Annotated in this window: 23 protein-coding genes and 1 riboswitch; of the genes, 13 read left to right on the forward strand and 10 right to left on the reverse strand. The window is 68.5% G+C overall.

Annotation, left to right across the window (positions count from 1 at the left end; translation table 11 throughout):
• Positions 1 to 10 precede the first annotated feature (10 nt).
• From ACYSUO_RS25855 to ACYSUO_RS25880, 6 genes are all read left to right on the forward strand, one after another.
• Positions 11 to 616 carry a DUF2017 domain-containing protein gene (locus ACYSUO_RS25855; protein WP_461778629.1) on the forward strand — a complete coding sequence of 202 codons (606 nt, stop codon included), beginning with the start codon at positions 11 to 13 and terminating at the stop codon, positions 614 to 616.
• Between the two features lie 333 nt (positions 617 to 949).
• The gene (locus tag ACYSUO_RS25860) at positions 950 to 2,386 is read left to right on the forward strand and encodes an amino acid permease (protein WP_461778630.1); all 1,437 of its coding nucleotides are present in this window, start codon (positions 950 to 952) and stop codon (positions 2,384 to 2,386) included.
• Positions 2,387 to 2,483: 97 nt separating this feature from the next.
• Positions 2,484 to 2,900: a M67 family metallopeptidase gene (locus ACYSUO_RS25865; RefSeq protein ID WP_426903368.1), complete on the forward strand. Its 417-nt coding sequence runs from the start codon at positions 2,484 to 2,486 to the stop codon at positions 2,898 to 2,900.
• Positions 2,901 to 3,022: 122 nt separating this feature from the next.
• The gene (locus ACYSUO_RS25870) at positions 3,023 to 3,124 is read left to right on the forward strand and encodes a putative leader peptide (protein WP_323179532.1); all 102 of its coding nucleotides are present in this window, start codon (positions 3,023 to 3,025) and stop codon (positions 3,122 to 3,124) included.
• 117 nt (positions 3,125 to 3,241) lie between these two features.
• Positions 3,242 to 3,520, forward strand: a complete 279-nt coding sequence (locus tag ACYSUO_RS25875) for a MoaD/ThiS family protein (RefSeq protein WP_426903369.1) — start codon at positions 3,242 to 3,244, stop codon at positions 3,518 to 3,520.
• Positions 3,521 to 3,528: 8 nt separating this feature from the next.
• Entirely contained in the window at positions 3,529 to 4,479 is a 951-nt protein-coding gene (locus ACYSUO_RS25880; protein ID WP_385760289.1) for a PLP-dependent cysteine synthase family protein, read from the forward strand.
• 79 nt (positions 4,480 to 4,558) lie between these two features.
• On the opposite strand, the gene ACYSUO_RS25885 is transcribed toward ACYSUO_RS25880, so the two are convergent.
• Positions 4,559 to 5,002: a type II toxin-antitoxin system PemK/MazF family toxin gene (locus ACYSUO_RS25885; RefSeq protein ID WP_461778631.1), complete on the reverse strand. Its 444-nt coding sequence runs from the start codon at positions 5,000 to 5,002 to the stop codon at positions 4,559 to 4,561.
• A 222-nt stretch (positions 5,003 to 5,224) separates the two neighbouring features.
• On the opposite strand from ACYSUO_RS25885, the gene ACYSUO_RS25890 reads away from it, so the two are divergent.
• A complete protein-coding gene (locus tag ACYSUO_RS25890) occupies positions 5,225 to 5,977 on the forward strand; it encodes an MBL fold metallo-hydrolase (RefSeq protein ID WP_266710785.1) in 753 nt (250 codons plus the stop codon).
• A 75-nt stretch (positions 5,978 to 6,052) separates the two neighbouring features.
• Here ACYSUO_RS25890 and ACYSUO_RS25895 read toward each other — a convergent pair whose 3' ends face one another.
• Positions 6,053 to 7,303: a PTS transporter subunit EIIC gene (locus ACYSUO_RS25895; protein WP_461778632.1), complete on the reverse strand. Its 1,251-nt coding sequence runs from the start codon at positions 7,301 to 7,303 to the stop codon at positions 6,053 to 6,055.
• Between the two features lie 154 nt (positions 7,304 to 7,457).
• Positions 7,458 to 8,741: a PTS transporter subunit EIIC gene (locus ACYSUO_RS25900; protein WP_461778633.1), complete on the reverse strand. Its 1,284-nt coding sequence runs from the start codon at positions 8,739 to 8,741 to the stop codon at positions 7,458 to 7,460.
• A gap of 200 nt (positions 8,742 to 8,941) precedes the next feature.
• Here ACYSUO_RS25900 and ACYSUO_RS25905 point away from each other — a divergent pair, with 200 nt between their 5' ends.
• The 4 genes from ACYSUO_RS25905 (at position 8,942) to rdgB (ending at position 11,185) form a co-directional block, all read left to right on the forward strand.
• On the forward strand, positions 8,942 to 9,175 hold the full coding sequence (locus ACYSUO_RS25905; protein ID WP_461778634.1) for a glucose PTS transporter subunit EIIB: 234 nt from the start codon (positions 8,942 to 8,944) through the stop codon (positions 9,173 to 9,175).
• An 85-nt stretch (positions 9,176 to 9,260) separates the two neighbouring features.
• The gene (gene rph, locus ACYSUO_RS25910) at positions 9,261 to 9,995 is read left to right on the forward strand and encodes a ribonuclease PH (RefSeq protein ID WP_461778635.1); all 735 of its coding nucleotides are present in this window, start codon (positions 9,261 to 9,263) and stop codon (positions 9,993 to 9,995) included.
• A gap of 144 nt (positions 9,996 to 10,139) precedes the next feature.
• Entirely contained in the window at positions 10,140 to 10,532 is a 393-nt protein-coding gene (locus ACYSUO_RS25915) for a hypothetical protein (protein WP_461778636.1), read from the forward strand.
• A 47-nt stretch (positions 10,533 to 10,579) separates the two neighbouring features.
• Positions 10,580 to 11,185, forward strand: coding sequence for an RdgB/HAM1 family non-canonical purine NTP pyrophosphatase (gene rdgB / locus ACYSUO_RS25920; protein ID WP_461778637.1), 606 nt, complete (start codon positions 10,580 to 10,582; stop codon positions 11,183 to 11,185).
• Positions 11,186 to 11,512: 327 nt separating this feature from the next.
• On the opposite strand, the gene ACYSUO_RS25925 is transcribed toward rdgB, so the two are convergent.
• From ACYSUO_RS25925 to ACYSUO_RS25940, 4 genes are read right to left on the reverse strand one after another with little or no spacing between them, the layout of a single operon-like run.
• Positions 11,513 to 12,253 (reverse strand): DUF1707 SHOCT-like domain-containing protein, encoded by a 741-nt coding sequence (locus ACYSUO_RS25925; protein ID WP_461778638.1) that lies wholly within the window; start codon positions 12,251 to 12,253, stop codon positions 11,513 to 11,515.
• Between the two features lie 26 nt (positions 12,254 to 12,279).
• A complete protein-coding gene (locus ACYSUO_RS25930) occupies positions 12,280 to 13,257 on the reverse strand; it encodes an ABC transporter ATP-binding protein (protein ID WP_461778639.1) in 978 nt (325 codons plus the stop codon).
• A 17-nt stretch (positions 13,258 to 13,274) separates the two neighbouring features.
• Positions 13,275 to 14,039, reverse strand: coding sequence for an ABC transporter permease (locus ACYSUO_RS25935; protein WP_461778685.1), 765 nt, complete (start codon positions 14,037 to 14,039; stop codon positions 13,275 to 13,277).
• Between the two features lie 52 nt (positions 14,040 to 14,091).
• Positions 14,092 to 14,886 carry an ABC transporter permease gene (locus tag ACYSUO_RS25940; protein WP_461778686.1) on the reverse strand — a complete coding sequence of 265 codons (795 nt, stop codon included), beginning with the start codon at positions 14,884 to 14,886 and terminating at the stop codon, positions 14,092 to 14,094.
• A gap of 163 nt (positions 14,887 to 15,049) precedes the next feature.
• On the opposite strand from ACYSUO_RS25940, the gene ACYSUO_RS25945 reads away from it, so the two are divergent.
• Positions 15,050 to 17,320 (forward strand): transglycosylase domain-containing protein, encoded by a 2,271-nt coding sequence (locus ACYSUO_RS25945; protein ID WP_461778640.1) that lies wholly within the window; start codon positions 15,050 to 15,052, stop codon positions 17,318 to 17,320.
• On the opposite strand, the gene ACYSUO_RS25950 is transcribed toward ACYSUO_RS25945, so the two are convergent.
• The 3 genes from ACYSUO_RS25950 to ACYSUO_RS25960 form a co-directional block, all read right to left on the reverse strand.
• Positions 17,298 to 17,618 carry a DMT family transporter gene (locus ACYSUO_RS25950; protein ID WP_266710764.1) on the reverse strand — a complete coding sequence of 107 codons (321 nt, stop codon included), beginning with the start codon at positions 17,616 to 17,618 and terminating at the stop codon, positions 17,298 to 17,300. The genes ACYSUO_RS25945 and ACYSUO_RS25950 overlap by 23 nt on opposite strands.
• Positions 17,619 to 17,650: 32 nt before the next feature.
• Positions 17,651 to 17,730: riboswitch (guanidine-III (ykkC-III) riboswitch) on the reverse strand.
• Positions 17,731 to 17,787: 57 nt separating this feature from the next.
• Positions 17,788 to 18,090, reverse strand: coding sequence for a GroES family chaperonin (locus ACYSUO_RS25955; RefSeq protein ID WP_266718636.1), 303 nt, complete (start codon positions 18,088 to 18,090; stop codon positions 17,788 to 17,790).
• 146 nt (positions 18,091 to 18,236) lie between these two features.
• A complete protein-coding gene (locus ACYSUO_RS25960) occupies positions 18,237 to 18,584 on the reverse strand; it encodes a DUF3618 domain-containing protein (protein ID WP_461778641.1) in 348 nt (115 codons plus the stop codon).
• Positions 18,585 to 18,720: 136 nt separating this feature from the next.
• Here ACYSUO_RS25960 and bcp point away from each other — a divergent pair, with 136 nt between their 5' ends.
• A complete protein-coding gene (gene bcp / locus ACYSUO_RS25965) occupies positions 18,721 to 19,188 on the forward strand; it encodes a thioredoxin-dependent thiol peroxidase (RefSeq protein ID WP_266710760.1) in 468 nt (155 codons plus the stop codon).
• Positions 19,189 to 19,348 lie beyond the last annotated feature (160 nt).

Raw genomic sequence — 19,348 nt, forward strand, 5'->3', positions numbered from 1 at the left:
CAGCATCCCGATGCCAGGACATTTCGAACCGATCCCCGGTGGCGGCGCGGCCGTCGCCCTCGACGACGTCGAGATCTCCATCATCCGCTCGCTGGCGGTCCAGCTCCTTGAGCTGATCGGGCCTGGTCCCGGCGGCGAGGTGAGCGACGACCCGCTCGCGGAACTCTTCGCCGAAGGGCCGAGCGAACCGCCCTCCGACGCGGTGCTGCGCCGCCTCTTCCCCGACGCGTACGGCGGCCCGGGCGGCGAGGGCGAGAACCCCGAGGAGGCCGAAGAGCTGCGCGCCCACTCCTCGGAGTTCCGCCGCTTCACCGAGAACGATCTGCGGGCCGGCAAGCGCGAGGACGCCCTCGCGGTGATCCGCACGCTGGACACGCTGAGCCCGGCGGGCGACGGGGGAGCGGTCCTCAAGCTGTCCCAGGGCGAGTCCATCCAGTGGATGCGCGCGCTCAACGATCTGCGCCTCGCGATCGGCACCCGCCTCGACATCACCGACGAGGAGGACACGGACCTCCTCTATCGGCTCCCGGACGACGACGCGCGCAAGCCGATGGTGATGGCATATCTGTGGCTCGGCGGGCTCCAGGAGACCCTCGTCGAGACCCTGACGGCCTGACCTTCGGTCAGGTTGTGCTGTTCGCTCAGCGGGTCCTCAAATCCGTATAACGATCCCGTCACCGCACCCACCCACATTGCGGCGCGGTGATTTGTTTTGTCCCCTTTTGCTGGTGGCGTACGCCACACGCGCCTCGGCCGACCCCGATGAACGCCGTGATAAATCTTCACGACCACCTGACGGACGCCACCCCTGTCCTGTCAGAGGGCGCCCCGACCGGCCGACCGCCGGTAGGCACAAGCTCCATCCATCCAGGGGCCCAGACCCCAAAGGATCGTCACAGTCGATCCGAGCCGAGTACGGCACGGATCGGCATGGAGAAAGGCGCACATCATGACCTCAGTGCAGGTCGACGAGCAGCACGACGGCAATGAGGCCGCGCAGGCCGAGACCGACGAGGGCTACAAGCGGGGTCTCGGGGCCCGGCAGATCCAGATGATCGCCATCGGCGGTGCCATCGGAACCGGCCTCTTTCTCGGCGCGGGCAAGGGCATCTCCAAGGCGGGGCCCAGCCTGATCCTGGCGTACGCGGTCGCCGGCGTGGTCATCTTCTGCATCATGCGGGCTCTCGGCGAGCTCCTCATGTACCGACCCGTGTCCGGCTCCTTCTCGGAGTACGCGCGCGAGTTCATCGGCCCCTTCGCGGGCTTCGCGACCGGCTGGACGTACTGGCTGTTCTGGGTCATCACCGGAATGACCGAGGTCACCGCGGCGGCCACCTATATGACGTACTGGTGGGCCATCCCGCAATGGGTGTCCGCACTCGTCTTCACGATCATCCTCTACGGCGCCAACCTGATCTCCGTGAAGCTCTTCGGCGAGCTGGAGTTCTGGTTCTCCACCGTCAAGGTCACCGCCATCATCGGCATGATCCTGATCTGCGCCGGCATCCTCACGATCGGCTTCTCCGACGCCGGTGACACGGCCTCCATCACGCACCTGTGGGACGTCGGCGGCTTCTTCGCCGGCGAGAACGGCATCGGCTCGACGCTGATGACCCTCCAGATGGTGATGTTCGCGTTCCTCGCGGTCGAGCTCGTCGGCGTCACCGCCGGCGAGGCCAAGGACGCCAAGAAGGTCCTGCCGAAGGCGATCAACACCGTGCCGTGGCGCATCGCCGTCTTCTACGTCGGCGCCCTGATCATGATCCTCTCGGTCGTGCCGTGGACGTCCTTCAAGGCCGGCGAGAGCCCGTTCGTCCACGCCTTCGACAAGATGGGCCTGGGCATCGGCGCCGCCATCGTCAACTTCGTCGTGCTGACCGCCGCGCTGTCCTCCTGCAACTCGGGCATGTACTCCACCGGCCGCATGCTGCGCGACCTCGCGCAGAACGGCCAGGGCCCGAACTTCTTCACCAAGCTGAGCAAGAACGGCCTGCCGGTCATCGGCACCACGTTCTCCGCCGCGATGATGCTGGTCGGCGTCTGGATCAACTACCAGTGGCCGGGCGAGGCGTTCAACTACGTCGTCTCCTTCGCCACCATCTCCGGCATGTGGGCCTGGATCGTCATCCTGATCTGCCAGATCCGCTACCGCCTCAAGTCCGACCGCGGTGAACTCCCGAAGTCCGAGTTCCGCGCTCCGTGGGGCGTCTGGGTCAGCGGCCTCGCGCTGGCGTTCATCTTCCTCGTCATCGTCCTCATGGGCGTCGACCCGGACGCGCGCGTCTCCCTGTACGCCGCTCCGGTCTGGGCCGCGATCCTGGGTGTCTCGTACTTCTTCCTGAAGAAGCGCAACCCCGAGGGTGCCGCCTTCGCGAAGCGCAACTAAGCGCTACTGACGCACTGGGCAACACCCGCGTCTCACCAGGTGGGCCCCTCTGTACCGCACTCCGGTACAGAGGGGCCCACTTGCTTATGCTGGCCGCATGTTGAAGATTTCCCAGTCCCTGGTCGACCAGATCGTCGAGCACGCCCGCAAGGACCACCCCGACGAGGCCTGCGGCGTCATCGCGGGTCCGGTCGGCGAGGGCCGCCCCGAGCGCTTCATCCCGATGCTGAACGCCGCCCGCTCGCCCACGTTCTACGAGTTCGACTCCGGTGACCTGCTGAAGCTCTACCGCGAGATGGACGACCGCGACGAGGAGCCGGTCGTCATCTACCACTCGCACACGGCCACCGAGGCGTACCCCTCGCGCACCGACGTCACGTACGCGAACGAGCCGAACGCCCACTACGTGCTGGTCTCCACCGCGGACACCGACGACGCGGGCCCCTTCCAGTTCCGCTCGTACCGCATCGTCGAGGGCGAGATCACCGAGGAAGACGTCGAGATCACCGCCTGAGTGCCGCCCGAGCACCGCCAGAGCACCGCTCCGACCATGCAGTTCTCAACTGCCGGACGCATTTCGACCGCATGGTGAGATCACATTCCGGGATCCGGACCGGGAATCGATACGATGAGCCCATGGTTTCCCACGACGTGAGCGAAAAGACGCCGGGCATGCTGCTCGTGGCGCGGCTGCACGTCGACCTGTGCCGCCTCGCCAGCGCCATCTGTCCGCGCTGAGCCGGATCGCCGTACCCGCCGAGGGCCCGCGGCTCCCGCCACCCGCGCACCTGACCGGAAACGCCCGCGCCCAGGCGCGCTCACCCACAGACTTCCGACTCCCGACAGGAGCCCAGCATGGCCATCGAGGTCCGCATCCCGACCATCCTCCGCACCTACACCGACGGCGCGAAGGCCGTCGAAGGCAGCGGTGACAACCTCGGCGCGCTCTTCGCCGACCTGGACACCCGGCACGCGGGCATCGCCGAGCGCATCGTGGACGACGGGAAGCTGCGCCGCTTCGTGAACGTCTACCTGAACGACGAGGACGTCCGCTTCCTCGACGGCATCGACACCAAGCTCAGCGACGGCGACAACGTCACGATCCTGCCGGCCGTGGCCGGCGGAATGCGCTGAGCGGGCTCATGCGCTACGACAGCCCGCTGGCCGCGGTGGGCAACACCCCCCTGGTGCGCCTGCCGCGGCTCTCGCTCTCCGACGACGTGCGGATCTGGGCGAAGCTGGAGGACCGCAACCCGACCGGCTCGATCAAGGACCGCCCCGCGCTCCACATGATCGAACAGGCCGAGAAGGAAGGCCGGATCAAGGCCGGGGACACCATCCTCGAACCCACCTCCGGCAACACCGGCATCTCGCTCGCGATGGCCGCCCGCCTCAAGGGCTACAAGATCGTCTGCGTCATGCCGGAGAACACCTCGCAGGAGCGCCGCGACCTGCTCGCCATGTGGGGTGCGGAGATCATTCCCTCCCCGGCCGCGGGCGGCTCCAACACGGCGGTCCGCATCGCCAAGGAGCTGGCCGAGCAGCACCCGGACTGGGTGATGCTCTACCAGTACGGCAACCCGGACAACGCGGGCGCGCACTACGCGACGACCGGCCCGGAGATCCTCACCGACCTCCCGTCCGTCACGCACTTCGTCGCGGGGCTCGGCACCACCGGCACGCTCATGGGCGTCGGCCGGTATCTGCGTGAGCACAAGCCCGACGTCAAGATCGTCGCCGCGGAGCCGCGCTACGACGACCTCGTCTACGGGCTGCGGAACCTCGACGAGGGGTTCGTGCCCGAGCTGTACGACGCGTCGGTGCTCACGACCCGGTTCTCCGTCGGCTCGGCCGACGCGGTGACCCGTACGCGTGACCTCCTCCAGCAGGAGGGCATCTTCGCGGGTGTCTCCACGGGGGCGGCGCTGCATGCGGCGATCGGCGTGGGCAAGAAGGCGGTGAAGGCGGGGGAGTCCGCCGACATCGTGTTCGTCGTGGCCGACGGCGGGTGGAAGTACCTGTCGACGGGCGTCTACACGGCCGCGACGACGGAAGAAGCGATCGAGGTGTTGCACGGCCAGTTGTGGGCGTAGGACGACTCTTAGGCCTCTCTGTGGTTGAGGACGCGGGGCTCTGCCCCGGACCCCGCTCCTCAATCGCCGGAGGGGCTTTTCAGTGCCCCAGGTGCCGCACCTGATCCCACAACCCCGGATCGATCACCCCGGCCGGCCGCCGGAAGTCACTCACCGGCACCGAGCGGAGCTCATCCGTCTCCAGGAAGCTCGCCCGCCCCCGCGCATCCCCCACGGTCCCCGGCGGCAACGCGATGACTCCCGGCCGCTCGTCGTGATACCGGCTGGTGATCTTGGCGACCGTGGCCACCCCCCGCCGCACCGACAGGACCAGGCACGGCCGGTCCTTCCCGCCGGGCCCGTCCTCGTACGGCACCATCGCCCACCAGATGTCACCCGGCTCGGGCCCCCGGCCGTGCCGCTCCCGCGGAACGTGCCGTTCACGGCGGCGGTGACGCGTGCCGCGCCCCCACCCGTCGACCAGCGTCGCGACGAGCGCGAGCAGTACGACGGCAGCGAGCGCGAGCCACCAGGACGTGTCCATAGGCATGACGGTACCGGTGGGACACGCGGGGTGCTCCCGCGGCCCCGAAGCCCTCCGAACCGGTGACAGCGCAGGTGAGTTCGCCCACAACAGCGGGTGACGGAGGAGCCACCCGCCCTTTTGCGCCTTACGCTCGACTGACCCCTTCGGCACAGGCCCCGGCCCTCGGCCCGTGGCTCCACCCCGCATTTCCGACCGCCAGCGCGGAGGTTGAAAGCTCTTATGAAGCTCACCGTCGTCGGCTGCTCGGGGTCGTTCCCGTCCGCGGATTCGGCCTGCTCGAGCTACCTCGTCGAGGCCGACGGCTACCGGCTGCTCCTCGACATGGGCAATGGCGCCCTGGGCGAGTTGCAGCGCCACGTCGGTCTCTACGACCTCGACGCGATCTTCCTTTCGCATCTGCACGCGGACCACTGCATCGACATGTGCGCGTACTTCGTCGTGCGCTACTACCGCCACGACGGCGGCCGTTGCGCCCCCATGCCCGTCTACGGACCCGAGGGCACCGAGCAGCGCCTGACCACCGCGCACGCCGACACGCCCTCGGCCTCCGCGTTCAGCGAGGTCTTCGACTTCCACACCGTGAAGCCGGGTTCGTACGAGATCGGGCCGTTCTCCGTCCGCATGGAGAAGGTGTGCCACCCCGTGGAGTCGTACGCGATCCGGGTCGAGCACGGCGGGCGCTCCCTGACGTACTCCGGGGACACCGGGCCGTGCGCCGCGCTGGACGAACTGGCGGAGGACAGCGACCTGTTCCTGTGCGAGGCCGCGTTCACGCACGGCAAGGAGAACATCCCGGCGCTGCACCTCAACGGCCGGGAGGCGGGGGAGGCGGCGCAGCGCTCCCGCACCCGCAAGCTCGTCCTGACGCACATCCCGCCGTGGACCGATCCGCAGGTGAACCTCGCGGACGCGCGCGCGGTGTACGACGGCCCGGTCGAGCTGGCCGCGCCCGGAGTGACGTACACGGTCTGAGAGCCGTACGAGGAAGGCCCCGGAACCACACGGTTCCGGGGCCTTCCTCGTCGTACGGTCACGCGGGGGAGGGGCTCACGCCTTCGTGAGGTCCTCGACCTCCTCCTCGGGCTCGCGGCCCGGGGTGGTGAGGTTGAACTTGATGATCGCGAACCGGAAGGTCACGTAGTAGATCGCCGCGAAGACCAGGCCGATCGGGATGATCATCCAGGGCTTGGTGGCATGGGTCCAGTTCAGCGCGTAGTCGATGAACCCGGCCGAGAAGTTGAAGCCCGCGTGCACCCCGAGGGCCCAGGTGACCGCCATGGACACGGCGGTGAGCACCGCGTGCAGCACGTACAGGACCGGCGCGATGAACATGAACGAGAACTCGATCGGCTCGGTGACACCGGTGACGAACGAGGTCAGCGCCAGCGAGACCATCATGCCCATCACGGCCTTGCGGCGCTCGGGCCGCGCGCAGTGCGCCATCGCGATCGCGGCGGCCGGCAGGCCGAACATCATGATCGGGAAGAAGCCGGACTGGAACATGCCGGCCGAGGGGTCACCGGCCAGGAAGCGCGGGATGTCGCCGTGCACGACGTCGCCCGCGGCGTTGGTGAAGTCGCCGAGCTGGAACCAGGCGACGGTGTTCACGAACTGGTGCATGCCGATCGGGATCAGCGCGCGGTTCACGGCGCCGAACAGGCCCGCGCCACCGGCGCCGAGGCCGGTCATCCACTCGCCGAAGCTGGAGATGCCGCTGCCGATGGGCTCCCAGACCAGGCCGAAGAAGACGCCGACGACGATGCCGACGAAGGCCATGATGATCGGGACGAGCCGGCGGCCGTTGAAGAAGCCGAGCCAGTCCACCAGCTTGGTGCGGTAGAAGCGCTGCCACAGGACGGCCGCGAGCAGACCCATGATGATGCCGCCGAGGACACCCGGGTCGTTGTACGTCGCCGCGACGTCCTCGCCCTTCTTGACCACCGCCTCGGTGACCGGGAAGGCCTCGAGGACCTTGCTGTAGACGAGGAAGCCGACGACGGCGGCGAGCGCCGTCGAGCCATCGGACTTCTTCGCGAAGCCGATGGCCACGCCTATGCAGAACAGGATCGGGAGGCTGCCGGTCAGGGCGCCGCCCGCGTTGTTGAAGACCGCGGCGACCTTGTCCCAGCCGAGGCCGTCCTTGCCGAAGATGTCGTCCTGGCCGAGCCGCACCATGATGCCGGCGGCAGGAAGCACCGCGATCGGCAACTGCAGGCTGCGGCCCACCTTTTGGAGGCCCTGGAAAAGGCCGGAACCCCGCTTCTTTGCGGGGGCCGCCGTAGCGCTGGCGGTGCTCATCAACTTCCTCCATGAAAAGCAGATGGTCTACACCACTCAGTGGTGTAGACCTGTTGTAGCACGGTGAAGGCGGGATAAGGAACCCTCGATTCCCACGGCGATGGGCCCCCGGACCGAGTGGTCCGGGGGCCCATCGCGAAGGAGCCGAAAAGCGTTATGCCTTGGTGATGTCCTCGACTTCTTCCTCGGGCTCACGACCCGGTGTCTTGATGTCCCACTTCGTGATCGCGAAACGGAAGATCACGTAATAGAGGACGGCGAAGGCGAGGCCGATCGGAATGATCATCCATGGCTTGGTCGCCAGGTTCCAGTTGATCAGGTAGTCGATCAGACCCGCGGAGAAACTGAAGCCGTCCTTGACGCCGAGCGCCCAGGTCACCGCCATCGAGACACCGGTCAGCACCGCGTGTACCGCGTACAGCGCCGGCGCGATGAAGACGAAGGAGTACTCGATCGGCTCGGTGATACCCGTGACGAACGAGGTCAGCGCGAGCGACAGCATCATGCCGCCGACCACCTTGCGCCGCTCCGGCCGTGCGCAGTGGACGATCGCGAGGCAGGCCGCCGGGAGGGCGAACATCATGATCGGGAAGAAGCCCGACTGGTAGATGCCCGCGGTCGGGTCGCCGCTCAGGAACATGTTGATGTCGCCGTGCACGGTCGTGCCGTCGGGCTTGGTGTACGAGCCGAACTGGAACCACAGCGGCACGTTGAGGAACTGGTGCAGGCCGATCACGAGCAGCGCGCGGTTGGCGACACCGAAGATGCCGGATCCGACGGCGCCCAGGCTCTCCAGCCAGTTCGAGAAGCTCTCCAGCGCGTCACCGATCGCGGGCCAGACCCACAGGCACAGCGCCGCGAAGACGATGCCGACGAAGGCCATGATGATCGGGACGAGCCGGCGGCCGTTGAAGAAGCCGAGCCAGGAGACCAGCTTCGTGCGGTGGTAGCGGACCCAGAAGAACGACGCCAGGAAGCCCATGATGATGCCGCCGAACACCCCGGGGTTCTGGAACGTCGCGGCGGTCACCGCCTCGTCCGCCAGGCAGCCCGTCGCCACCTGCTTCGACCCGGACGGGCAGTCGATCGGGAACTGGTGCAGCACGCCCCGGTAGACGAGGAAGCCCGCCACCGCCGCCAGAGCCGTCGAACCGTCCGCCTTCTTGGCCATGCCGATCGCGACACCGATGCAGAAGAGCAGCGGCAGACCGAGGTCGGCGTCGAGCAGCGCGCCGCCCGCGCCCGAGAAGACCTTGGCGACATTCGTCCAGCCGAGACCGTCGTCGCCGAAGACGTCGGGCTGGCCGAGCCGGTTGACGATGCCCGCCGCCGGCAGCACGGCGATGGGCAGTTGAAGGCTGCGCCCCATCTTCTGGAGCCCCTGGAAGAAGTTGCTCCAGGGGCTCGGTCGTGGTGCGGCGGCCGCGTTGGAGCTCATGGGGCATCCTCCCGGGACAAGCCACGTTGGGCGGGCGTCGGATACTCTGGCTACTGGTGTAGACCAGTTGCGGGGACGGGTCGGTCCGTGATCGTCATCTTTCGTCACGGGTGGGATTACCGCCCGCGAAGATGGGCCAACCGTGGGTTACCGTGACAAAGCGGCCCAGAGGCGGGCCCGGAGAACACAGGGAGAACGAAATGGCCACGAAGGCTGAGAAGATCGTCGCCGGCCTCGGCGGACTCGACAACATCGAAGAGGTCGAGGGCTGCATCACCCGCCTGCGTACCGAGGTCGTCAACCCGGACCTGGTCGACGAGGCCGCGCTCAAGGCCGCCGGCGCCCACGGCGTCGTCAAGATGGGCACCGCGATCCAGGTCGTCATCGGCACCGACGCGGACCCCATCGCCGCCGACATCGAAGACATGATGTGACCTCGACCCACTGAGGCCGCACGCGCGAAGGCCCCACCCCCACGCAAGGGGTGGGGCCTTCGGCGCACCCGATACGCTCCTCCCTATGTCTCGCATCGACGGCCGCACCCCCGAACAGCTCCGCCCGATCACCATCGAACGCGGCTGGAGCAAGCACGCCGAAGGCTCCGTCCTCGTCTCCTTCGGAGACACCAAGGTCTTCTGCACCGCCTCCTTCACCGAGGGCGTCCCGCGCTGGCGCAAGGGCAGCGGAGAGGGCTGGGTCACCGCCGAGTACTCGATGCTGCCGCGCTCCACGAACACCCGCGGCGACCGCGAGGCCGTCCGCGGCAAGATCGGCGGGCGTACGCACGAGATCAGCCGCCTCATCGGCCGCTCGCTGCGCGCCGTCATCGACTACAAGGCCCTCGGCGAGAACACGATCGTCCTCGACTGCGACGTCCTCCAGGCCGACGGCGGCACCCGCACGGCCGCCATCACCGGCGCGTACGTGGCGCTCGCCGACGCCATCTCCTGGGCCCAGGGCAAGAAGCTGATCAAGGCAGGGCGCAAGCCGCTGACCGGCTCCGTGAGCGCCGTCTCCGTCGGCATCATCGACGGCGTCCCGATGCTCGACCTCCCGTACGAGGAGGATGTGCGGGCCGACACCGACATGAACGTCGTCTGCACCGGCGACGGCCGCTTCGTCGAGATCCAGGGCACCGCCGAGGCCGAGCCCTTCGCGCGCGACGAGCTCAACGCGCTGCTGGACCTGGCCGTCGGGGGCTGCGACGAACTCGCGGCGATCCAGCGCAAGGCGCTGGAGGAGACCCTCTCCTAAGGCGTCACCTGGGTAAAGAACTCCCCAAGTAGGGTGGCCGGGCACAGCAACCGCACAGCCATCGACTGCGTCACTACGGGTGGGTGGACGGTGCACGACACCAACTGCCGTCCAGCCGTCCGTACTTCAGGGGAGGACCCTTCCATGCCCGCGCGCCACCGCCGTCTCGCCATACTGGCCGCCACCGCGGCACTCGTCGCGATTCCGGTCACCGTCGGGTGCTCGGCCGTCGACAAGGCACTCGACTGTGCCCGCACCGCCGACGCCATCGCCGACAGCGTGACCGACCTCCAGCAGGCCGTGGAGAACGCGTCCAACGACCCGACGCAGGCCGGGGAGTCCCTCGACAAGATCGACAAGAACCTCGACGACATCGGTGACAAGACCGACAACGCGGATGTCTCGAAGGCCGTCGACGACCTCAACAAGGCGGTGGACAACGTCCGTACGTCGATCAAGAACGGCGACGCGGCGCCGGACGTCACCCCGGTCACCGACTCCGCGGGCGAGCTGACGAAGGTCTGCACCTCGTCGTGAGGTCGCGGGGCGTGCGGGTGGCCGGACAGGGGCTGGATACTGGGGGCATGACCCGCCTCATCCTCGCCACCCGTAACAACGGCAAGATCGTCGAGCTGCGCTCCATCCTCGCTGACGCCGGCCTGCCCCATGAGCTGGTCGGCGCCGACGCGTATCCCGAGGTCCCGGACGTCCGGGAGACCGGGGTGACGTTCGCCGAGAACGCCCTCCTCAAGGCCCATGCCCTCGCCCGGGCCACCGGGTTGCCCGCCGTCGCCGACGACTCCGGCCTCTGCGTCGATGTCCTGGGCGGCGCCCCCGGGATCTTCTCGGCGCGCTGGGCCGGGAAGCACGGCGACGACAAGGCGAACCTGGACCTGTTGCTGGCGCAGCTCGGTGACATCGACGAGGACGTCCACCGCGGCGCCCACTTCGCGTGTGCGGCGGCGCTTGCGCTTCCGGACGGGACGGAGCGGGTGGTGGAGGGCCGGCTCCGTGGCGTCCTGCGGCACGCCCCGGCGGGCTCGGGTGGCTTCGGCTACGACCCGATCCTCCAGGTCGAGGGCGACACCCGCACGTGCGCCGAACTGACGTCGGACGAAAAGAACGCGATCTCCCACCGGGGCAAGGCATTCCGGGCCCTGGTCCCGGCGGTCCGCGACCTCTTGGGCTGAGCCCCCGCTGGGCCACGGGGCCGAACCGGCGCCACGGCCACGGGGCTCCGCCCCGGCCCCCGCGCCTCAATCGCCGGCGGGGCTAAATTTGCCCACCCGCCACGGTCGGCCGCAACCGCCTTGGGCAATCTGCCGCCTGGGGCGGCAGGGTGGGCAAGGCGGCCCCCGGTGCCGCGTGCCGTTCACGGGAGGCGCCGACTCCGGCATTGTGGTGGTCGACCGGTCTCACGCCTCGGGGCTCCGCCCCGGCCCCCGCTGCTCAATCGCCGCAGGGGCTTGATTTGCCCACCCGCCCCCGGTGCCGCGTGCCGTTCGACCCCGGTTCAGCTAGTGGTCGTCACCCGTCCCCCGGTCGAGCCCCCGCTGGTCCGACTTGCGGTCCAACTTCTCCTGCCGCCGCGCCGCCTTGAGGCGTTGGCGTTCTGCGCGGGTGACCTTGCGTTCCACGCCGACGCCGCCCCAGAACGCGAACCCGGTGATCATCACGCGCGGCGCACCCGCGTCGCCCGGCACACCCTCCTCGCTGTGGTCGAAGCCGCCCATGATGCCGATGCCACGCACCACGACCTCCACGCCCGGCGGCACGACCACGTTCATGCCGCCCATCACGGCGACACAGTTGATGACGATCTCGCGTGCCTCGAAGTCCGCCTCACGCAGATCGATCTCGCCGCCGCCCCAGAACGCGAAACAGTTGAACCGCCGCGGCGCCGTCCATCGCCCCTTGCGCTGGAACCCGGACATGACCCCGACGCCCCACGTGGAACTCGCCTCGCCCCGGATCCGCGAAGCCCAGTCGACGGCCCCCTCCGGCAGCGGCTCCTTCACGAAACTCACCGCCCCCGAAGCACCCGCCCCGACCGGCAGGTCCTTCGTCAGCGGCGCCAACTCCCCGTACGTACGCGCCTGATACGCCGCGTCGAGCCGCTCGCCGAACTCCTCCATGTCGAGCCGCCCCTCCGCGAGCGCGTCCCGCAGCCGCTCGGCGACGAGCTCGCGGTCGGCGTCGGACGCGCGCAGTTCGGGAGTGGCAGCGGAGGGCCTCGGGCGGCCGGATTCGTCCGTCATAGGGGTCAGCGTACGGAGGAGGGACATCAAGGCGCTACGGACGTGTCCCGCGCATACATCCGCGCGATGACCGCCTCGATGTCCGGCTCGCGCACCGACAGGTCGACCATCGGATACCGCTCGGCGATCCGCGCCACGAGCGGCGCCGCAGACTGACCGGCCGGGAACGCCAGCCACTGCCGCGCCCCCTCCACCTTCACCACCCGCGCGAACTCGACCTCCAGCGGCGGCAGTTCACGCTCCAGGTCGACCACGAGCGTTCGCTCCGCCGCCGCCCCGCCCGTCGCGTGCAGGCCCTCCAGCTCACCGTCGTACATGAGCTTTCCGTGGTCGATGACCATCACGCGGCGGCACAGCTGCTCGATGTCGGTGAGGTCGTGTGTCGTGAGCAGGACCGTCGTGCCGCGTTGAGTGTTCAAGTCCCTGAGGAAACCGCGTACTTTGACCTTTGACACGACGTCGAGGCCGATCGTCGGCTCGTCCAGGTACAGCACCTCGGGATCGTGCAACAGCGCCGCCGCGATGTCGCCGCGCATCCGCTGGCCGAGCGAGAGTTGGCGTACGGGCGCGTCCAACAGGTCGCCCAGGTCCAGGAGTTCGACGAGGCGGGCGAGGTTCTCCTCGTAGCGGCTCTCCTCGATCCGGTACATCCGGCGCATCAGGCGGTACGAGTCGATCAGCGGCAGGTCCCACCACAGCGTCGTCCGCTGGCCGAAGACCACGCCCATGCGGCTTGCCAGGCGCGCCCGCTCCCGAGAAGGGTCGATGCCGGCGACCCGGAGCCGGCCCGCGCTCGGCGTGAGGATCCCCGTCAGCATTTTGATCGTCGTCGACTTGCCCGCGCCGTTCGGGCCGATGTAGCCGACCATCTCGCCGCGCCGCACGCTGAAGCTCAGCGAGTCCACGGCCCGCACCTCGCGCCGCTCCCGCCGCATGAAGCCCGTCTTGCGGCGTACGTCGAAGACCTTCTCCACCTCGTCGAGGCGAATGAACTCGTCTCCCATGGGGCCCCTTTCCACCATCAACTCCCCGTGCTGCGGTACGTACGAAGCGCCGCCCGCCAGGCGGACAGCGCGAGGGCCAGACAGACGGCCGCCACCAGCGGCGGCGCGAACGCCACCCACTGCGGCAGGTCGAGCGGATAGGGGCGGCCCAGGATGTAGAGGCCGGGCAGCCAGTTCACGAAGGCCAGGGGCAGAACGAACGTGACGCTTCTCAGCAAGGTGTCACCGAAAACCGTGGGCGGATAGCTGAGCATGGCGTTGCCGCCGAACGTCGCCGCGTTCTGCACCTCGGAGGCGTCCTGCGCGACGATCTGGAAGGCCCCACCCGCGATGAACACGGCCGTGAAGATGGCACCGCCGCTGACCACAAGCACCGGGACCAGCAGCACCTTCAGCGGCGTCCACGTCACGTCGATCGCCGTGAGCCCGTAGCCGAGCACCACCACGCCCTGCGTGAGTCGCCCCAGCCTGCGCAGCGCGAACCGGTCCGCCGCCACCTGCGCGAGCACCGGCGCGGGCCGCACCAGGAACGTGTCGAGCGTGCCGTCCCGCACCCGCTGCCCGAGCCGCCCCACCGACCCGAACGCCAGATCCGCCAACCCGAAGGACGCGCCCGCCGCCCCGTAAAGGAAGGCGATCTCGGGCAGCCCGTACCCGCCGAGCCGGTCCACCTGCGAGAACATCAGCAGGATCCCGACGAACTCAAGGCCCGTCACCGCGAAGTTCCCGAAGACCGTCATCAGGAACGACGCCCGGTACGTCATCGTGGACCGGATCCACATCCCGCCCACCAGCCGGTACGTCCGCAGCGACTCACCCAGCACCGAGCCCCGCTCAGCCACCCTGCACCACCACCCTCCGTGTCGCGGCGGACTGCAGCAGCCGCCCCGCGCCGAGCAGCACCACCGCCCACACCCCCTGGAACAGCAGCGCCCCGGCCACGCCCCGCTCGCCGAGCAGCACATCCGCCGGCACCTGGAGCAGCGCCGACCACGGCAGCGCGCGGGCGAACTCGCCGAAGGCCCCCGGGAACACGTTCAGCGGCAGCAGCATCCCCGACAGGAACGTCGACACGAGGCCCGACATCTGCACGATCCCGCTGCCGTCCATCAGCCAGAACGCCGACAGCGCCACCAGATAGCGGATCGCGAAACTCACCGTCGCCCCGCCGAGCAGCGTCAGCAGGAACGCCACCCACCTCAACGGGTCGGCTGGCAGCGCGAGTTGGAAGATCAGCGCCCCCACCGCCATCGGCACGACACCGCGCCCAAGGAACTGAAAGGCCGCCCGGCCGAGGTCCTGCGCCAGCCACCAGCACTGCAGATCCACCGGCCGGTACAGGTCGACCGCGATGTCCCCGCTGCGGATCCGCTCCATCAGATCGGTCTCGAAACCGCCACCGATCTGCAGCACCATCACCGCGAACATCGCCTGCCCGACCCACACGAACGTCAGCGCCTGCGCCTGGTCGTACCCGCCGAGATGCGGCCGCTCGTCCCACAGCGCGATATAGGTGCAGGCGATGATCAGGCCGAACACGGTGTTCGTGAAGACCCCGGCGAGAGTCGCCCCGCGATAGGTGGCGTATCTGCGGAACCCTCCGGCCGCGACCGTCGCGTACAGCCGCACTGCTCCCACCCGTCCCCCTCGCGAAATAGGCCGAAGCGCAGGAGCCTAGTCACAGAGCGCGTCGCCTGCCACGGATTTTCCGTGGGATGTAGCAGTCTTAGAGGTCTTATGTGCCATACGAGGCGTACGTGACGTACGACGCGGATCAGGAGTTCCACAGGACATGAGCAGCGACGAGCCGGAGCAGCCCGAGCAGCCGACGGAGCCCCAGGAACCGGGCGGGCCCGGCACGGGCGCCACGCCCGCCGCCGCGGGCAAGGGCAAGCGGCCCAAGCGCACCGGCTGGCGGCGCCTGATCCCCACATGGCGGATGGTGCTCGGCGCCTTCGTCGGCTTCATCCTGCTGTGCGTCGGCCTGTTCGCCCTCGGCTACGCCCTCGTGGACATCCCCGCCGCCAACTCGGCGGCGACCGCGCAGAGCAACGTGTACCTGTACGCCGACGGCAGCCAGATCGCCCGCGACGGCGAGGTCAACCGCGAGAACGTGAGCCTCACCCAGATCCCCAAATCCGTGCAGCACGCCGTGCTCGCCGCCGAGGACCGCGACTTCTACTCCGAATCCGCCGTCGACCCCCAGGCCATGCTGCGCGCCGCCTGGTACACGATCACCGGCAAGGGCAAACAGTCCGGCTCCACGATCACCCAGCAGTACGTGAAGAACTACTACCTGGGCCAGGAGCAGACCGTCTCCCGGAAGGTGAAGGAGTTCTTCATCTCCATCAAGCTGGACCGCGAGAAATCCAAGGACGACATCCTCGAGGGCTACCTCAACACCAGCTACTTCGGGCGCAACGCGTACGGCATCCAGGCCGCCGCCCAGGCGTACTACGGCGAGGACGTCCAGGACCTGTCGGCCGCCCAGGGCGCCTACCTCGCGGCCCTGGTGAACGCCCCGAGCGCGTACGACGTGGCCGCCCACCCCGAGAACAAGGAAGCGGCCACCGCCCGCTGGAACTACGTGCTCGACGGCATGGTCAAGGAGGGCTGGCTCGACGCCTCCGACCGCAAGAACATGAAGTTCCCCGTGCCCGACCAGGCGAAGGCGCCCTCAGGCCTGTCCGGGCAGCGCGGCTACCTCGTGCAGGCCGTGAAGGACTACATCACCGACAACAAGATCCTCGACGAGGACACCCTCGCGGGCGGCGGCTACCGCATCACCACCACGCTCCAGAAGAAGAAGCAGGACGCCTTCCAAAAGGCGGTCGACGACCAACTGATGTCGAAGCTCGACAAGAACGCCCGGGACATCGACAAGAACGTCCGCGCGGGCGGCGCCGCCATCGACCCGTCGAACGGCAAGGTGCGCGCCATGTACGGCGGCGTCGACTACACGAAGCAGTACGTCAACAACGCCACCCGCCGCGACTACCAGGTCGGCTCCACGTTCAAGCCGTTCGTGTTCACGTCCGCCGTCGAGAACGCCTCGACCACGCAGGACGGCCGCCGCATCACCCCCAGCACCATCTACGACGGCACCAACAAGCGCCCCGTACAAGGCTGGGACGGCGGCCACTACGCCCCCGCCAACGAGGACGACCGCTCCTACGGCAACATCACCGTCTCCACCGCCACCGACAAGTCCGTCAACGCGGTGTACGCACAGATGGCCGTCGACGTCGGCTCCGACAAGGTCAAGCAGACCGCCCTCGACCTCGGCATCCCCTCGGACACCCCGGACCTGACGGCCTCGCCCTCGATCGCGCTCGGCCCGTCCACCGCGTCCGTCCTCGACATGACCGAGGCGTACGCGACGCTCGCCAACCACGGCGAGCACGGCCGGTACACGCTGCTCGACTCGATCACCAAGAACGGCGAGGACATCACGCTCCCCAAGAAGGAGACCCGGCAGGCCGTCCCGCGCGCGGCCGCCGACACCACGACGTCGATCCTCAAATCGGTCGTCGACGGCGGCACCGGCACCGCCGCCAAGGCCGCCGGCCGCCCCGCCGCCGGCAAGACCGGCACCGCGGAGGAGGACAAGGCGGCCTGGTTCGCGGGCTACACCCCGGACCTCGCGACCGTCGTCTCCGTGATGGGCCAGGACCCGACCTCAGGCGCGCAGACCCCGCTGTACGGGGCGACCGGCCTCGACCGGATCAACGGCGGCGGGTACCCGGCGCAGATCTGGGCCCAGTTCACACAGGCGGCACTCTCCGGAACCCCGGCGAACGACTTCGACCTGGACCTCCAGAGCGGCGCCGAACAGGAACCGCTGCCCTCGGCCCCGGAATCCGCATCGGAATCGGAATCGGCGACCGAATCCCCCTCGGACACCGCCTCAGCGACACCCTCCGACGAGGACACCCCGTCCGACGAACCGTCGAGCGAGACACCCCCGTCCGAGGACCCGACAGGCGGCGAGGAAGAACCCACCGATTCCCCCAGCCCCGACGACACGGGCCTGAACCCACTCAGTGCCCAGAAGTCACCTTGAGCCCCACGATCGCCACAAGCAGCAGCGCAATGAAGCCGATTCGGGCCGCGGACACGGGCTCGCCGAGGGCGACCATTCCGACGATCGCGGCTCCCGCGGCCCCGATCCCCACCCACACGCCGTACGCGGTACCGATGGGCAGGGACTTGGCGGCGTAGGACAGGAGCACCATGCTCGCGACGATTCCGGCGCCGGTGAAGACGCTCGGCCAAAGGCGGGTGAAGCCCTCGGTGTACTTCATACCGATCGACCAGGCGACTTCGAGAAGTCCGGCAACAGCGATCAGGATCCAGGCCATGACTGGCACCTCCGTCAGTGGTTCTCAACAGGGGTGCGTCGTCTTTGCGAAGTAGTGCTCAGCCCGGTACGGCGCGTCTCGTCGGGGTCCCTCAAAGGTAGCAAAGGACAGATAAAAAGGGCTGGTGACGATGGTCACCAGCCCTCTCCGCATGTAGAAGGGCGGACGGCTACAGGTACAGGCCCGTCGAGTCCTCGGAACCCTCGAACCGGTCGGCCGCCACCGCGTGCAGATCCCGCTCGCGCATCAGCACGTACGCGACACCCCGCACCTCGACCTCCGCCCGGTCCTCCGGATCGAACAGCACCCGGTCACCCGGCTCCACGGCCCGCACGTTCTGCCCGACCGCTACAACCTCGGCCCAGGCAAGACGCTTGCCGACGGCCGCCGTCGCGGGAATCAGAATGCCGCCACCGCTGCGCCGCTCACCCTCGGAGGAGTCCTGCCGCACGAGTACGCGGTCGTGCAGCATCCGGATGGGCAGCTTGTCGTCATGGTGGGTGCTGTGCTTATCGGGATTGGCGCTCACGCCGACGAATTTACCTGCCCCACGCGCACTTGTACGCCGCCGGGTCGCCCCTTGGTACGCGGCACGGCAGCTCCGACGACGCCCCCGGGTCAGCGCTTGCGACGCCGAGACCCCACCGCGAAGAGCCCCACGACACCCACCACGACGACCGCGACCGGCACGATCCGCTCCAGGCGCGGCGCGCCCTCCTCCGAGACGAACTGCCCCTTCACCTCGGAGACCAGCCGGTTCGCACCGACATAGGCCCGACCGAGCGTGTGGTCGACCTGCGAGGCGACCTTGGCCTTCGCGTCCCCGACGATCGTCTTCGGGTGGACCCGGACACCGATCTCGTCGAGCGTCTCGGCCAGGGTCTCGCGACGGCGCTTGATGTCCGCCTCGATCTGGGCCGGGGTCCGCGTGTCCGGGGTATCCGGCGTACTGGACGTGTGCGACACCGCGCTGCCTCCAAGGTCGCTGCTCTCACTGCGTCTGAGTAATGGACAGTCTGTCAGCTCGCCGCCTCCACCACCCCCCGGCACCCCCATTACGCTCAACGACGTCCACATCTCACGACGCCCCAGGAGGCCACCCATGAGCGAGCGACTGCAGCCCGGCGACACCGCGCCCGCCTTCACCCTGCCCGACGCCGACGGCAACGAGGTCTCCCTCGCCGACCACAAGGGCCGCAAGACGATCGTCTACTTCTACCCCGCAGCGCTTACCCCCGGCTGCACCAAGCAGGCCTGCGACTTCACCGACAACCTCGATGTACTCGCCGAGGCCGGCTACGACGTCATCGGCGTCTCCCCGGACAAGCCGGAGAAGCTCGCCAAGTTCCGGGAGAAGGAGAACCTCAAGGTCACCCTGGTGGGCGACCCCGAGAAGAAGGTCCTCGAGGCCTACGGCGCCTTCGGCGAGAAGAAGCTGTACGGAAAGGTCGTCACCGGAGTCATCCGCTCCACGGTCGTCGTCGACGAAGAAGGAAAGGTCGAGCGCGCCCTCTACAACGTGAAGGCCACCGGCCACGTAGCAAAGATCATCAAGGATCTCGGCATCTGAGAAACCCCGCACCTTGTGGGGGAATCCCACGTGCGAAAGTCCGGGCATTGACGGAAGTTAGGGACGAAAGGTTGTGACGAAGGTCCCGAAAGCAGGGGACTTTCGTTTGCAACCAACGTCTGCGAGCAGGTGGAACCTGGAAGCGCTTTGCAGTCAGAGA

This window comes from Streptomyces sp. UC4497 (assembly GCF_054871485.1).